The sequence below is a fragment of the Pseudomonas sp. 9AZ genome, assembly GCF_902506525.1.
Taxonomy (GTDB): Bacteria; Pseudomonadota; Gammaproteobacteria; order Pseudomonadales; family Pseudomonadaceae; genus Aquipseudomonas; species Aquipseudomonas peli.
This window is the reverse complement of record NZ_LR733840.1, coordinates 1,280,045-1,295,173: the sequence shown is the minus strand read 5'-3', so window position 1 is coordinate 1,295,173 and position 15,129 is coordinate 1,280,045. Positions and strand designations below refer to the sequence as shown.

Below are 15,129 nucleotides of genomic sequence, written 5' to 3'. Positions count from 1 at the left end.
CATGAATTCCGCTCAAGGAGAAGGTCTTGCCGGGCGCGCCGATTCAAACCACTGCTGTTGATCGCTCGGTACTGCTGGTGCAGCTCTCCGATAGTCACCTGTTTGCCGACGGGGCAGGCAAGCTATTGGGCATGGATACCCAGGACAGCTTGCAGCGGGTGATTGAGCGTGTATTGCAGGAGCAGCCGCAGATTGACCTGGTCCTGGCCAGCGGCGACCTCTCGCAGGACGGCAGCGCTGAGTCCTACCAGCGTTTTCGCGAGATGACCGCCGCCATCCCCGCGCCCGCGCGTTGGTTCCCTGGTAACCATGATGAAGTGCCTGCCATGCAGGCGGCTTGCGTCGGCAGTGATCTGCTGGAACCGGTGATCGACCTGGGCAACTGGCGCGTGACCCTGCTCGACTCCTCGATCCCTGGTGCCGTACCTGGTTACCTCAGCGAGCAGCAACTGGCTTTGCTGGAGCGTGCGCTAAGTGAGGCGCCGGATCGTCATCACCTGATCTGCCTGCATCACCACCCGGTGTCCATCGGCTGCAAATGGATGGAACCCATCGGTTTGCGTAACCCGGATGCCTTGTTTGCCGTGCTGGAGCGTTTCAGCCAGGTGCGTGCGGTACTGTGGGGGCATATCCATCAGGAGCTCGATCAGCAGCGCGGCCCGATCCGACTGTTGGCATCACCCTCGACCTGCGTGCAGTTCGCCCCGGGTAGCGAAGAGTTTCAGGTGGATAAAACCGCGCCGGGCTATCGTTGGCTTCGCCTGTTTGACGATGGCCGCCTGGAAACCGGGGTGTCGCGGGTGACTGGCATCAAGTTCGAAATCGATTACACCATCAAAGGCTACTAAGCCCTTTGCAGCTGCTCGGCTAACCGGTTGCAGCCGGTCGCCGCAACCGGTTAGCCTCCCGCCCCATGACCACATCCATTCTCTATATTCACGGGCTTAACAGCTCGCCGGCGTCGCTCAAGGCCAGCCAGTTACAGCGCGCCATGGCGCAGCTGGGGCTGGCCGCGCAGCTGCAAGTACCGGCCCTGCATCACCACCCACGCCAGGCGATGGCTCAGCTCGAAGCGCTGATAGCCGAGCTTGGTCGGCCCGTGCTGGTTGGCAGCTCGCTGGGCGGCTACTATGCGACCCACTTGGCCGAACGCCATGGGTTGCCGGCGTTGTTGATCAATCCAGCCGTGCGCCCGCATCTGCGTTTCGACGGCTACCTAGGCCCGCAGAAGAACTATTACAGCGATGAGACCTGGGAGCTGACAGCCGACCATGTAACGGCCTTGGCCGAGCTTGATGTCGCAGTGCTGCAAGACCCGGCGCGCTATCAGGTGTGGCTGCAGACCGCCGACGAAACCCTCGATTACCGCGATGCCCAGCGCTATTACCGCGCCTGCGCGCTGCGTATCCAGGCTGGCGGCGATCATGGCTTTCAGGGTTTTGCCGAGCGTCTGCCGATGCTTTTCGCTTTCGCCGGTATTCCTCGCCATCTGTGGCAGGATATCGATTTTTCCGCTCTCAATTGACGAACAAGAGACCCCATGGCCCAGCAAGGTTCTAGCTCTTACAACGCCGATGCCATCGAAGTCCTTTCCGGCCTCGACCCGGTGCGCAAACGCCCGGGCATGTACACCGACACCAGCCGGCCCAACCACCTGGCCCAGGAAGTCATCGACAACAGCGTCGACGAAGCACTGGCCGGGCATGCCAAATCGATTCAGGTGATCCTGCACGAGGACAACTCCCTGGAAGTGCTCGACGACGGTCGCGGCATGCCAGTGGACATTCACCCGGAAGAGGGCGTGCCAGGGGTCGAGCTGATCCTCACCAAACTGCATGCTGGCGGCAAATTCAGCAACAAGAACTACCAGTTCTCAGGCGGCCTGCATGGCGTGGGCATCTCGGTGGTCAACGCGCTGTCGACCCGCGTGATCGTTACGGTCAAGCGCGACGGTAACGAATACCAGATGAGTTTCGCCGACGGCTACAAGGCCAGCGACCTGGCCGTGGTCGGCACGGTGGGCAAGCGCAACACTGGCACCAGCGTGCATTTCTGGCCGGATGCCAAGTATTTCGATTCCTTTAAATTCTCGGTCAGCCGTCTCAAGCACGTACTGAAAGCCAAGGCGGTGTTGTGCCCGGGGCTCGCGGTCAGCTTCGAGGACAAAGCCAGCGGCGAGAAAGTCGAGTGGATGTATGAAGATGGCCTGCGCTCCTATCTGGTGGATGCGGTTAGCGAATTTGAACGGCTACCCAATGAACCGTTTTGCGGTAGCTTGGCGGGCAATAAAGAAGCCGTAGATTGGGCGCTGCTGTGGTTGCCGGAAGGCGGCGACGCGGTGCAGGAAAGCTACGTCAACCTGATTCCCACTGCTCAGGGCGGCACCCACGTCAACGGCCTGCGCCAAGGCCTGCTGGATGCCATGCGCGAGTTCTGCGAGTTCCGCAGCCTGCTGCCGCGCGGGGTCAAGTTGGCCCCGGAAGATATCTGGGAGCGTATCGCCTTCGTTCTGTCGATGAAAATGCAGGACGCGCAGTTCTCCGGGCAGACCAAGGAGCGTCTGTCGTCCCGTGAGGCGGCAGCCTTCGTTTCTGGTGTGGTGAAAGACGCCTTTAGCCTGTGGCTTAACGGCCATCCGGAGCTCGGTCAGCAGCTCGCCGAACTGGCGATCAGCAACGCCAACCGCCGCCTCAAGGCCGGTAAGAAGGTCGAGCGCAAGCGCATCACCCAAGGCCCGGCACTGCCTGGCAAGCTGGCCGATTGCGCCGGCCAGGACCCGATGCGCTCCGAGCTGTTTCTAGTGGAAGGTGACTCCGCTGGCGGTTCGGCCAAGCAGGCGCGGGATAAAGAGTTTCAGGCGATCCTGCCACTGCGCGGGAAGATTCTGAACACCTGGGAAGTCGATGGCAGCGAAGTGCTGGCCAGCCAGGAAGTGCACAACATCGCTGTGGCGGTTGGCCTCGATCCGGGCTCCAGCGATCTCTCCCAGCTGCGTTACGGCAAGATCTGCATCCTTGCCGACGCCGACTCCGACGGTCTGCACATCGCCACCTTGCTCTGCGCGCTGTTCGTCCAGCATTTCCGCCCGTTGGTGGATGCGGGTCACGTTTATGTGGCCATGCCGCCGCTGTACCGCATCGACCTGGGCAAGGAGATTTTCTACGCCTTGGATGAAGCCGAGCGCGACGGCATTCTCGACCGCCTGGTGGCCGAGAAACGTCGTGGCAAGCCGCAGGTCACGCGCTTCAAAGGCCTGGGTGAGATGAACCCGCCGCAGCTGCGCGAAACCACCATGGACCCCAATACCCGGCGTCTGGTGCAGCTGACCCTGGACGATTACCCCGGCACCCAGGAAATGATGGACATGCTGCTGGCGAAGAAGCGCGCCGGCGACCGTAAATCCTGGCTGGAGTCCAAGGGCAACCTGGCCGAGGTGCTGCTCTGATGCAGCGGCTGTTGGCTGTTTGCCTGCTGCTCTGCTCACCCGTGCTGGCGAGTGCGGCGGCATTGGAAGAGCTGAAACTGCTCAACGAGCAAGCGGTCAGTGGCGTCAGTGGCGGCAATCTGTCCGGGCTGGCCTGGTGCGATGGTGCGTTGTGGGCGGTTTCTGATCGGGATGATCAGCAGCTTTATCGCCTGCAGTCGGATGAATCGCAGTGGCAAGCCACGGCCGAGACCTTTGTCGCGCCGCCTGCACCGGATGCGCGCTTGCCCTGGGGGCTGCGTATGCGCAGCTGGGCAGCGGGGCTGGTTCGTGGGGGCGAGCTGGATTTCGAGGGCATCAGTTGTGACGCCGCCGGCAATCGCTACCTGGTCAGTGAAGCCAAGGCGGCGGTGCTGCAGTTACCGCTGATGGGTGAGCCCAATTGGCTGAAACTGCCCCAGAGCCTGCTGCGCCAGGCGCGCGCCAGCGGCATGGCGCTGCATTACAACTCGCTGTTTGAAGGCATTGCCGTCGATCCGGCAGGCGAGCGCCTGTACCTGGCGGCCGAGCGCATGCGCCGTGGCTTGTTGGTGGCGCACAAGCAAAATGCCACATGGCGTTGCACCGGTGGTTGCGTACTTTTCAGCGAGGCGGGTACGGAAACGGGGCCTGAGCAGCTGGGCGGCAAGCCGCAGCCTCGGGATTTCTCGGGGCTGGCCTTCCATAACGAAAAGCTGTTCACCCTTGAGCGTCAGGCGCACCGTATCTGTCGGCGCGACCTGAGCAGCGGTCAGGTCGAGAAGTGTTGGTCGTTTGCCATCGAAGCGCTGACTCCAGAGCGGCTCTATGCGCCGTCCTATGGCCTGGCCGAGGCGTTGTGGGTGGATCAGGACGGTGCCTGGATTGGCGTCGATAACGGCCGCTTCAGCCGTGCCGACGGTGAGGCGCGGCCGATTATCTGGCGTTTTGCCGCCCCTAAAGGTGGCTGGGGCAGCAAGCCGTGAGCGAGCAGCCTGCGGGTAAACGTGCCGGACGGGTGATGCTGGTGCTGGCCTGGGGCGCTGCTTTGTTGCTGGCGACCAAGTTCTTCGGCGACTGGGAGGACGCTCAGCGCAACCCCAATCAGACGCCGGAGTCGCTGCATGGCAGCGGCTATGTCGAGGTGCACCTGGCCAGCAGCCGTCAGGGCCACTATATGGCCGGCGGCAAGATCAATGGCGAGGATGTGACGTTCCTTCTCGATACCGGTGCGACGCAGGTCGCGGTGCCAACTGAAGTAGCGCAGCGCCTGGGCTTGCAGGCAGGCGCGGCAATCACCATCAGCACCGCCAATGGCCGCGCCACAGCGCACCGTACGCGCCTGCAGCGCTTGCAGCTGGGCGATATCGTACTGACTGATGTAGAGGCTTTGATCGCCCCGGGCATGGGCGGAGATGACGTATTACTGGGCATGAGTGCCCTGAAACAACTCGAATTTACCCAGCGCGGCGGCACGTTGATGCTGCGCCAATCCACCTTGCAATGAGGCACGCATGAGCGAATCCCTCGATTTGAGCCTGGACGGTGTTGAACGCCGTTCCCTTGCCGATTTTACCGAGCAGGCTTACCTCAATTACTCCATGTACGTGATCATGGACCGCGCGCTGCCGCATATCGGCGACGGCCTGAAGCCCGTGCAGCGGCGTATTGTCTACGCCATGAGCGAGCTGGGCCTGGATGCCGACTCCAAGCACAAGAAGTCGGCGCGTACTGTCGGTGACGTGCTCGGCAAGTTCCACCCGCACGGCGACAGCGCCTGTTACGAAGCCATGGTGCTGATGGCGCAGCCGTTCAGCTACCGCTACACCCTGGTCGACGGCCAGGGCAACTGGGGTGCGCCGGATGATCCCAAGTCCTTCGCTGCCATGCGTTATACCGAGGCGCGCCTGTCGCGCTATTCCGAGGTGCTGCTTACCGAACTGGGCCAGGGCACCGTGGACTGGGTGCCGAACTTCGACGGCACCCTGAACGAGCCAGCGACCCTGCCGGCGCGCCTGCCGAATATTCTGCTCAACGGCACCACCGGTATCGCCGTGGGCATGGCCACCGACGTGCCGCCGCATAACCTGCGTGAGGTTGCGACGGCCTGTATTCGCCTGCTGGACGAGCCGAATGCCACGGTCGAGCAGCTCTGTGAGCATATTCTCGGCCCGGATTATCCGACTGAAGCGGAAATCATCACGCCGCGCAGCGACCTGCTGAAGATCTACGAAACCGGCAAGGGCTCGGTGCGTATGCGCGCCGTATACCGCGTCGAGGACGGCGATGTGGTGGTGACGTCGCTACCGCATCAGGTGTCCGGGGCCAAGGTGCTGGAGCAGATTGCCGCGCAGATGCAGGCGAAGAAGCTGCCGATGGTTGCCGATCTGCGCGATGAGTCGGACCACGAGCACCCGTGCCGCATCGTGATTATCCCGCGCTCCAACCGCGTGGATGCCGACGAGCTGATGCAGCACCTGTTCGCCACCACCGAGCTGGAGTCCAGCTACCGGGTCAACACCAACGTGATTGGCCTGGACGGCAAACCGTCGGTAAAAGACCTGCGTACCCTGCTCACCGAGTGGCTGCAGTACCGCGTCGGCACCGTACGCCGTCGTCTGCAGTTCCGTCTGGACAAGGTTGAGCATCGCCTGCACCTGTTGGAAGGCCGCTTGATTGCCTTCCTCAACCTCGACGAAGTGATCCGCATCATCCGCACCGAGGACTCGCCCAAGCCGGTGCTGATGGAGCGCTTCGGCCTTACCGAGATTCAGGCCGAGTACATCCTTGAGACCCGCCTGCGCCAGCTCGCGCGGCTTGAGGAAATGCAGATCCGTGGCGAGCAGGAAGAGCTAGCCAAGGAACGCGACAAGCTGCTGGCTCTGCTTGGCAGCGAGACCAAGCTGAAGAGGCTGGTGCGCCAGGAAATTCTGGCCGACGCCGAAAAATACGGCGACGACCGTCGTTCGCCGATCGTTGCCCGCGCCGAAGCCAAGGCGCTGAGCGAAACCGAGTTGATGCCGACCGAGCCGGTCACCGTGGTGATCTCCGAGAAGGGTTGGGTGCGCTGCGCCAAGGGTCACGATATCGACGCCACTGGCCTCTCGTACAAGGCTGGCGACGCCTTCAAGACGTCCGCGCCAGGCCGTTCCAACCAGTACGCAGTGTTTATCGACTCCACCGGGCGCAGCTACTCGCTGGCTGCGCATTCGTTACCTTCAGCTCGTGGTCAGGGCGAGCCGCTGACCGGTCGCCTGACGCCGCCACCGGGGGCGACCTTCGAGTGCGTGTTGCTGCCGGATGACAATGCGTTGTATGTGATCGCCTCCGACGCCGGCTACGGCTTTGTGGTCAAGGGTGAAGACCTGCAAGCCAAGAACAAGGCCGGCAAGGCCTTGCTCAGCCTGCCAACTGGCGCGCTGGTGGTGCCGCCGAAGCCATTGGCCAATCGCGAAGAAGACTGGCTGGCCGCGGTAACCACAGAAGGTCGCCTGCTGCTGTTCCCCGTGCGCGATCTGCCGCAGCTGGGCAAAGGCAAAGGCAACAAGATCATCGGCATCCCGGGTGAGCGGGTTGCCTCGCGTGAGGAATACCTCACCGATCTGGCCGTGCTGCCCTCCGGTGCGACGCTGGTGTTGCAGGCCGGTAAGCGTACGCTGTCGCTCAAGGCTGATGACCTGGAGCACTACAAAGGTGAGCGCGGCCGGCGCGGCAACAAGCTTCCGCGCGGCTTCCAGCGGGTCGACAGCCTGCTGGTCGAAGTCCAGGGGTAGGCTGCGGCGGCGCCAGACGCATGTCGGCACAGTGCTGTGCTGGAGTCGTGAGCGGCTTTCAAGGATGATACGCGGCCGTAAGGCGGGTCACGTAAGTGAGCCGCCTGCACCTAATGTGTATGCACGCCGGCAGACTGGCCGGTTGGATGAGTGAGATGACTGCACTGCGTTTCCCCGGAATTTTGCTATTGGCCGGTGCGCTTGGCCTGACGGGTTGTATGCGTTATCAGCAAGCGCCGTTGTATCAACTCGACAGCGGCGAAATCCGTGTACCTGCTGCCGAGCAAGGCATTGCTGTGCTGCTCGGGCCGGTGGCGGTTGCCGATTACCTGCAGCGCGAAGCCCTGTTGCAACGCCAGGCCGATGGCAGCTTAACCGCCACCGAAGATGCGCGTTGGGCCGGCAGTTTGGCGGCGGATATTGATCAGCAGCTTCTGCGCCAGTTGGCCTCGCGCTTGAATAGCCAGCGCCTGGTACTGGCACCGGCGACTGCAGGCTTTGTACCGCAGGTGCGTTTGGGCGTGTCGATCACCCGCTTGGATTCCGGTCCGCAGCGCCCGGCTGTACTGGAGGCACAGTGGCGTTTGGCAGGTGCTGACGGCAAGCTGCTCGACGGGCGTCTGGTACGCCTGGAGGAGGCCCACAGCGGCAGCATCGTCGATCAGGTGCGTGCGCAAAGCCTGGTGGTGCAGCAACTGGTGGCGCAATTAGCCGCTGCAGTGGAAACCCATGGCAAGCCCGCCCCGCAAGTCGCCCCAGCACCGGTTCGCCGTCCGGCGCCGGCCAAGCCCGCTGTACCTGATGTGCCGCGTATTCCCGTAGCTGAGCCTATTCGCAGTGAAGGGGAAGTGTTCCGCTTCTAGGTCATTCGCCACAAAAAAGCCCGCTGTTTGGCGGGCTTTTTTATGCTGAGTGATCAGTGACTTTCGTGCATGCGTGCGAGTTGGCGCTCAAGCAGCGACGGATAGGGCTCCAGCAAGCGCTCTACGCAGCATGCACCTTGCGGGCTGGCAATGGCGCGAATACGCGCACGCTGGCTGACCAGGGCGTCATCGGCAATGCTGCGTTCAACCAGCAGCAAGTTGCGGCTGTGCTGGGACAGCGCCAAGGCATTTTGTGCTGTTTCACTGAGCAGTAGATCGCCTTGGCTGAGGTCGCTGAGGTTTTCACCCAGGGTCAGGCCCAGCTGCAATTGCAGGGTAATGCCGCTGTCAGCAACCTCGATCTGCAAGGCATGGCCGAGGGCGCGCATCAGTTCGCCGCAGCAGATGGCGTGGGTCAGGTAGTCCTCACCAATATCCAGTTGATGGAACAACATCAGGCTGCTGCCGTCGCTCAAGGTGTGCAGTTCGCCCTGATACAGGCTGGCAGCCTGGTCCAGGCAATCACGGTAACGCTGCAGCAGCTCCATCAAACGGGTGCGCGGCAAGCGGCGCAGCTGTTCCTGTGCGCCCAGCTGGATCGCTAGGACGGCGCTGGGCAGTGGCTGCCGGATCGCGGGAGCTGGCGCGGCCTCACGCTCGGGTTGATCGCGTAGCTCGGAAAACGGATCGTCCACTGCGCTCTCGGCGTAGGGCTGGTCATCGCGATGCAGCGACTCGGCCAACTCGTCGTGCGCATCTAAGCGATCATCGCGCAGGTCGCGGACTTCGAAGTCCGGCTCATCATCGAACGACTCGGGCAGGTAGTCATCATCGTTCTGGGCGGCCGGCTCGTCGTCGTAGAACGGCTCTTCTTCTGCTTCTGGCAGTGCAGGCTTTTCCGGTACCAGGCGTGCTTGCAGCTGGCGCGCCAGGTCGCCGATTTCATCCTGACGGCCAGCGCCGGGCGCCGGGTCGTCCGGGTCGCGCAGCCAGACGCGCAGCTGCAGCAGCGGCGTGGAAATATGCCGGCCCAGGCGCATGCTCAGGGACAGGGTCAGGGCCAGCAAAATCAGGCTGAGGATGCCCATGCTCTGCAGGCTGATGGTCATTGGTTGCTGGAACTGCTGCATGTCCAGGCTGATACGCAGCTGCCCGGCGATCACCTCCTGGAAGGTGATGGGTGTCGAGTACAGCCCCTCGGTCTCTCCCAGCATGCTCTGGCTGGGGCGCGAACCTGCTTCGGCGAGGATGCGGTTGTCCACGCTGTAGATCGCGGCATGGGCCACCAGCGGGTTTTTCACCAGGTTATTAAGCAGCACGTTGAGGCTGAGGATGTCGTTGGACACCAGCAGCTCGGTCGCCGAGGCGGCCGTCTGGGTGATTAGGCTGGTGCCCAAGGCTTCAGCCTGTTGCTGCATGGCATGCTTGAACTGCATGCCGATCACCCAGCCGTAGATCACCAGGGCCAGGGCCACCAGCAGCAGGCTATGGCTGACAATCCGTAAGGCCAGGGGAATGCGCCGTTGGCGCAGGGCCTGGAACAGCAGCAGGAAGAAATTATCGGGTTTTACGGGGGTGGGCCGGTTCACAGAGCTCGGCTCATGTCGACTGTAGTTGGCGCGCAGTATAGCGGCGCCCCTGCGGTGGGCAAAGCGCCGTGCGTGGCTGTTTGCCGCTGAAAATGGGTAGAATGTGCGCCTTTTCCACGGCTTGTGACCTGTTCAGCAAGCTGCTGCCCCTGACGCTGTACTGGAGACCGAGCCTTGCGCGAAATCGTCCTGATCAATATCACCGGCGAAGATCGTCCCGGTTTGACTGCTGCCATCACCGGCGTGCTGGCCCAGGGCGGGGTGAATATCCTCGATATTGGCCAGGCGGTGATCCATGACACCCTCTCGTTCGGCATTCTGGTCGAGATCCCGGATAACGAGCGCGCCTCTTCGGTGCTCAAGGACATCCTCTTTACCGCCTACAAGCTCGATCAGCAGGTGCGCTTCACCCCAGTGTCCGAGGCTGATTATCAGCAGTGGGTCAGTGGGCAGGGCAAGGCTCGGCATATCGTCACCCTGCTGACGCGCAAGGTCACCGCCGAGCAGCTGCAGCGGGTCAGCGCAATTACCGCGCGGTATGACCTGAATATCGACCATATAGACCGTCTGTCCGGGCGTATGCCGTTGGATATGCCGGCCGAGCAGGGCAAGGGCTGCATCGAGTTCTCGGTGCGGGGCGAGCCGGCCGATCCGGCTGCTCTGCGTGCTGAGTTCCTTAGCGTGGCGCAGGAGCTGAATGTCGATATTGCCTTCCAGCGCGATTCGCTGTTTCGTCGCAATCGCCGCCTGGCGGTGTTCGACATGGATTCGACGCTGATCGAGGCCGAAGTGATCGACGAGCTGGCCAAGGCTGCTGGCGTCGGTGAGCAAGTGTCTGAGATTACCGAGCGCGCGATGCGCGGCGAGCTGGATTTTGCCGCCAGCTTCCGCGAGCGTCTGGCGCTGCTCAAGGGCCTGCCGGAAACCGTGTTGGCCGATATCGGCGCTTCGTTGCGCCTTACTGAAGGCGCAGAAACCTTGTTCAGCGAGCTTCGTCGCCTGGGTTACAAGACGGCGATTCTTTCCGGTGGTTTCACATACTTTGCCAAGCAGCTGCAGGCCAAGCTGGGCATCGACTATGTGTTCGCCAACGAACTGCAGATCGTTGATGGTTTGGTCACGGGTGTCGCAGTCGAGCCGATTGTCGATGCCCAGCGCAAAGCCGACTTATTGCGCGAGTTGGCGGCCAAGGAAGGTTTGCGCCTGGAGCAGACCATTGCCGTGGGTGATGGCGCCAATGACCTGCCGATGCTGGCCATTGCCGGGTTGGGCGTGGCGTTCCGTGCCAAGCCGCTGGTCAAACAATCGGCCAAGCAGGCGATTTCGACTCTGGGGCTGGATGGCATTCTCTACTTGCTGGGTTTTCGCGACCGCGACGGCCTGGAGTAAACACCGGTAAACAAAAGCCGCCCTAGGGCGGCTTTTTAGTGCTGATTATTTATGGCCATCAGTCAGGTGCGTCAGTGCACAGCCTTACTCATCGCCGGCCGAGAAGTCGTAATCCATCGACTGGCTTGGGCCCTGCAGGTAATGTCCCTGGATATAGTTGACCCCGGCCTGCCAGAGCGTAGCCAGCACGCTGGCGCTCTCGACAAAGGGCACGATGGTCAGCTTGGCCTGAGAGTGCAGGCTGGCCAGCAGGGTTTTCAGGGCTTCCTGGTTTTCTGCACTGCTCAGGTCCTGAGAGAAGGAACTGTCGACCTTTACGAAGTCGATGTGCAGGTGCTTGAGGGTGTTGAACGGGTTCAGTGAGCAGCCGAACTGGGTAATCGCCGATTTGCAGTGCAGCTCGTTGAGGCCTTGGGTGATGGCTTTGGCCTGCTTGAGGTAAGCAATTGCATCCGGCTCGCTGAACTGGAATACCAGCGAGTCTGAGGGCAAACGCGCCGCTTTCAGGGCTACGCTTAGCCAAGGCAGCAGGGTTGGGTCCTGCAAGCTGGCGCTTGAAAGGTGCACAAACAGGCGGGTGTTGTGGCCTTTGCTGCGGTGGTCCGCCAGCAGTTTGATCGAGTTAAGGATGACCCAGCGATCAATCTTTTCAGCAAGCCCCGCGTCTTTCGCGGCATTGAACAGTTCTGTCGGCGGAATCTCTTCGCCCTGCGGGCCGACCAAGCGCAGCAGCGCTTCATAGTGCTCAAAGCTGTCGCCGCGCAAACTGATGATCGGCTGGAACAGCAGGCGGAAGCTGTTCTTCTCCAGCGCTTGTTGAATCATGGCGACGATATTGCCGCGGCTTGCCGCTGCGGCCAGCTCATCAGCTGGGTTGAACAGTTTGATCGCGTTGCCATCGCTCAAGTCGTCGGCGCAACGGTGAGCGCGGTCGACCACTTCCTGAGCCTTGGCGGTCTTCTCGTTGAGCCCGGCCACACCAATCGACAGGGTGCTTTGAACCGTACGACCACTGACATCGAACAAGTGGCCTTCAACTTTTTTCAGCAGGCCGTTGAGAAGCTCGCGGGTGCTTTCCGGGTTGATGCCGGGCTGCAGCACCGTAAATACATCATCACCAAAGCGAGCGAGTTGTGCGTCGGCACCAAAGTGCGCGCGCAGCAGATTAGCCAGGTCGGTGAGCAGGATGTCGATGCCCGCCAGGCCGATGTCGGCCAGCAGGCTGGCGTAGCGGTCGACCCTGATGTAGGCCAGGCAGGATGGCTGGCCCGCATTTACTGCACGCTCTGCTGCACTGTCCATCAGCTCAAGGAAATGGGTGCGGTTGAACAAACCCGTGACCAGGTCCTGCGTGCTGATCTCGCGGAGTTTCTCTTCCAGTTCGGCGTTACCCGTCTCGGCGCGAATCACCACCTGAATGCACGGTTCGCCATCGTAGGTTGCCGGGGAGAAGCTCATCTGTGCCGGGAAACTCTGGCCATTGGCTTTGATCCCAGCGCAGTGGAGCTCCGCATTGCCTTCGACGCTTTGATAATTCTTCAGGAAGTCCTTAAAGCTGGATTGGTCGCTGCTGCCGATCAAATCGATCATCGGCATGCCTTCCAGCTCATCGGCATCTTCGTAGGCGAACAGTTCCAGGTAGGCGCGGTTGGCATAAATATGCATGCCATCGTGCACGTAAGTGATGGCATCCACGGAGCTGTCGAGTAGCAGCTGGCAACGTTTTTCCGCCTCGCGCAGGGCGACTTCCGAGGCGCGGCGAGCCCGGCGTTCTTCCAAGTTGGCCAGCTCGCGCTTGGCAACCAGTATCAGGCGTTCGTCTTCACCCTGCGGCAATGCGTCCTGGGCGCCGAGCATCAAGGCTTCGGTGACGCTGTCGGAGTCATTATCAGCAAGCAGTTGAATGACCGGAATGTCTTTTGCCTGGCGGCGGATCGCGCCGATCGCCTCACCTGGGGGGAGTTGTTCACTGCTTGGGGCACAGATCAACAAGTCCCAGCTCTGTTGCAGGGCCTCGGCGAGGTCGTCGCTGGAGGTCAAACGATGCACGCGGGTTGCCCGTCCGGCGTTGCGGAACAGGCTGACCAGGCGTTCAGCCTCGTTCTGCGAATCTTCGAGGATCAGTAGCCGAATGGTTTTTTTATCAATGGCCATGGTGTGGTATCAAATCTGCGCCGAACGGGCGCGAAAAGGCGACAAAAGGGAGTGCGTCGGCAATCTACAGCGACTTCCAGAGTGAGTCAAAGTCTTCCTCCCCGCCTGGCGTGCGGCTTTTCGGCGCTGTGACGGGCTTCCCTTGCTCACTGCCGATCTGCTCGACACCCCGGTATTCGAACTGGTTGAAACTGCCGGTGCTGGTCTGTCTGCGACTCAGTACTGCGCGGTGTTCATTGCCATTCAGGTTGATACTGACTTTGTTGCCTTCCTGGAATGGCAGGCGTGCGGTAATCAGGCTGGCGGGGCGGGAGATGGCGCTGATTTCCGGCAGTAGCAGGGCGCGCAGGTACTGGCTGTTTTGCTCCGCTTTGCGCACCAGTTGCAGACCGCAGGCTTGGGCGTGAGGGGCAATCAGTTCAATTCCCATCTGCGTGCCACCGCCGCGAACCTGGCGAATCCAGCGCACTACAGCAATGCTCCAGCCCTGCCGCGGCAGACCTTGTACGCCAAGCAGCTCGCCGGCTTGGAGCTGGTTCGGCACGTCTTTCGGCCATGACAGGCAATAGCCGCCAGGGCTGATATTGACGATAGCCACTTCGTAGGTAGGGTAGCTTTCCTGGCTATTGGCTTCGTCGGGCTGATTGGACTGATGTGGCTTGTTGTACTGAATCTCTTCGAAGGGCAGGCCGTTTTCCCACTGGTTGCTCTTCTGGGCGTCGAAAGCGTTTGACCAGATATCCGGTGCGCCGGTGTCAGCCTTGAAGACCGCTGCATTGGTTGTCACCGGAACTTGCAGCACCTCGTTGAACGGACGCTTGCCCGCCAAGTAGAAGTGCAGCGCACTCATTCCGATACACAGCGTCAGTGCGCCTTGGCCCTGGCTGCGCTGGAAGGTGCGCTCGGCTATATCGCCCCAGGCTGCCGCCAGATGCTGCAGCATGTCGTGACTGAAGCCTTCGGGCACGGTCAGGCGTGATTGAGCAATATTTTCGGCCGGCAGCAGCAGGTGCTCTTTGATGGCGTCGACCAGTTGGCTGGGGTCGATTCCGAGCGCTTTGTGCAGCTCGGTTTGCTGAAACAGCGAAATATAGCGGGGCGGACCGTCCAGTTGCGGGGCTACAGCGAACAGGCTGGACGGCTCATCGCCAGCCTGTAGTGTGGCCAGCGCGCTCCAAGGCTCAAGCACTTCTGCCAAGCGTGCGATGGCGCTTTGGCGCATCTGGTTGCAGCGCGCGCAGCCGAGCAGTAGAGCTACCAGGTAGCTTTGTTCGGTGCTCAGGCCTTGCGTGCGCAGGGCCTGAGTATCACGAATCATGGTCTTGTGCAGGCTGCGTGCCAGGGCGATCTGGTAAAGCTGATGCAGCTCAAGCCAAAGGCCTTCAGGAACCGGACAGTAAAGTTGGCTGGCACGAATCAACGGGCCGCACAGGCTATGGGTTGCACGCTGCAGGGCAACGGCAAGCAGTTGATGCCGTTCGCGGCCAGGCTGTGCAGCCAGGCGTGCCACGATCAGTTTATAGCCAATTGCCAGGTGGTTTTGCAGGGCCTGGCAAAGGTTGGCGACCTTGCGTGGCCGCTCATCCAGCACGATGGCTTGGTTGAGGAAGTGCTTTTCCAGCTGTTTGCAGACGAAGTAGATTTCCGGTCGGAGAATTTCCAGCAGTTGCAGGCGATTTTCCGAGGGCGTCAGCAGTTGGTTGAGCTCGACCAGTGCTTGGTAAAGCTGGCGTGCGGTTTCACCGATATTGGCTTTGGGTAGGCCGTCGACCCATTTCTTCAGATCACGAGGACTGGCGTCGCAGAATGACAGGCTTTGCTTATCCGGCGTGGTAACGCGCAGTAGCAAGTGAGAATTCTGTTTATCCATCTAAATCGGATACTCCAGCACACGGGCAAGGCAGGTGAGTCTAGGAATT

At 61.4% G+C, this 15,129-nt stretch carries 11 protein-coding genes; 8 read left to right on the top strand and 3 right to left on the bottom strand.

Features of this window, described 5'->3' with window-relative positions; genetic code table 11:
* Positions 1-26: 26 nt before the first annotated feature.
* The 7 genes from cpdA to ALTER154_RS06115 all read left to right on the top strand — a co-directional run bounded on the left by cpdA (position 27) and on the right by ALTER154_RS06115 (position 8,078).
* The gene (gene cpdA / locus ALTER154_RS06145) at positions 27-848 is read left to right on the top strand and encodes a 3',5'-cyclic-AMP phosphodiesterase (RefSeq protein ID WP_160085678.1); all 822 of its coding nucleotides are present in this window, start codon (positions 27-29) and stop codon (positions 846-848) included.
* A 65-nt stretch (positions 849-913) separates the two neighbouring features.
* Positions 914-1,525 (top strand): YqiA/YcfP family alpha/beta fold hydrolase, encoded by a 612-nt coding sequence (locus tag ALTER154_RS06140; protein WP_160085677.1) that lies wholly within the window; start codon positions 914-916, stop codon positions 1,523-1,525.
* 15 nt (positions 1,526-1,540) lie between these two features.
* On the top strand, positions 1,541-3,445 hold the full coding sequence (parE, locus tag ALTER154_RS06135; RefSeq protein WP_160085676.1) for a DNA topoisomerase IV subunit B: 1,905 nt from the start codon (positions 1,541-1,543) through the stop codon (positions 3,443-3,445).
* Positions 3,445-4,428, top strand: coding sequence for an esterase-like activity of phytase family protein (locus ALTER154_RS06130; RefSeq protein WP_160085675.1), 984 nt, complete (start codon positions 3,445-3,447; stop codon positions 4,426-4,428). The genes parE and ALTER154_RS06130 overlap by 1 nt, the downstream gene beginning before the upstream one ends.
* Entirely contained in the window at positions 4,425-4,949 is a 525-nt protein-coding gene (locus tag ALTER154_RS06125) for a TIGR02281 family clan AA aspartic protease (protein WP_160085674.1), read from the top strand. The genes ALTER154_RS06130 and ALTER154_RS06125 overlap by 4 nt, the downstream gene beginning before the upstream one ends.
* Positions 4,950-4,956: 7 nt before the next feature.
* Entirely contained in the window at positions 4,957-7,215 is a 2,259-nt protein-coding gene (parC, locus tag ALTER154_RS06120; RefSeq protein WP_160085673.1) for a DNA topoisomerase IV subunit A, read from the top strand.
* 155 nt (positions 7,216-7,370) lie between these two features.
* A complete protein-coding gene (locus ALTER154_RS06115; RefSeq protein WP_090249727.1) occupies positions 7,371-8,078 on the top strand; it encodes a membrane integrity-associated transporter subunit PqiC in 708 nt (235 codons plus the stop codon).
* Between the two features lie 53 nt (positions 8,079-8,131).
* Here the strand turns inward: ALTER154_RS06115 and ALTER154_RS06110 are convergent, their stop codons facing one another.
* Complete coding sequence (locus ALTER154_RS06110) at positions 8,132-9,667, bottom strand: AhpA/YtjB family protein (protein WP_160085672.1); 1,536 nt, start codon at positions 9,665-9,667, stop codon at positions 8,132-8,134.
* A gap of 174 nt (positions 9,668-9,841) precedes the next feature.
* Here ALTER154_RS06110 and serB point away from each other — a divergent pair, with 174 nt between their 5' ends.
* Positions 9,842-11,056: a phosphoserine phosphatase SerB gene (gene serB, locus ALTER154_RS06105; protein ID WP_160013015.1), complete on the top strand. Its 1,215-nt coding sequence runs from the start codon at positions 9,842-9,844 to the stop codon at positions 11,054-11,056.
* 84 nt (positions 11,057-11,140) lie between these two features.
* Here serB and ALTER154_RS06100 read toward each other — a convergent pair whose 3' ends face one another.
* The gene (locus ALTER154_RS06100; RefSeq protein WP_160085671.1) at positions 11,141-13,210 is read right to left on the bottom strand and encodes an EAL domain-containing protein; all 2,070 of its coding nucleotides are present in this window, start codon (positions 13,208-13,210) and stop codon (positions 11,141-11,143) included.
* A 64-nt stretch (positions 13,211-13,274) separates the two neighbouring features.
* Positions 13,275-15,080 (bottom strand): molecular chaperone, encoded by a 1,806-nt coding sequence (locus ALTER154_RS06095; RefSeq protein ID WP_160085670.1) that lies wholly within the window; start codon positions 15,078-15,080, stop codon positions 13,275-13,277.
* Positions 15,081-15,129 lie beyond the last annotated feature (49 nt).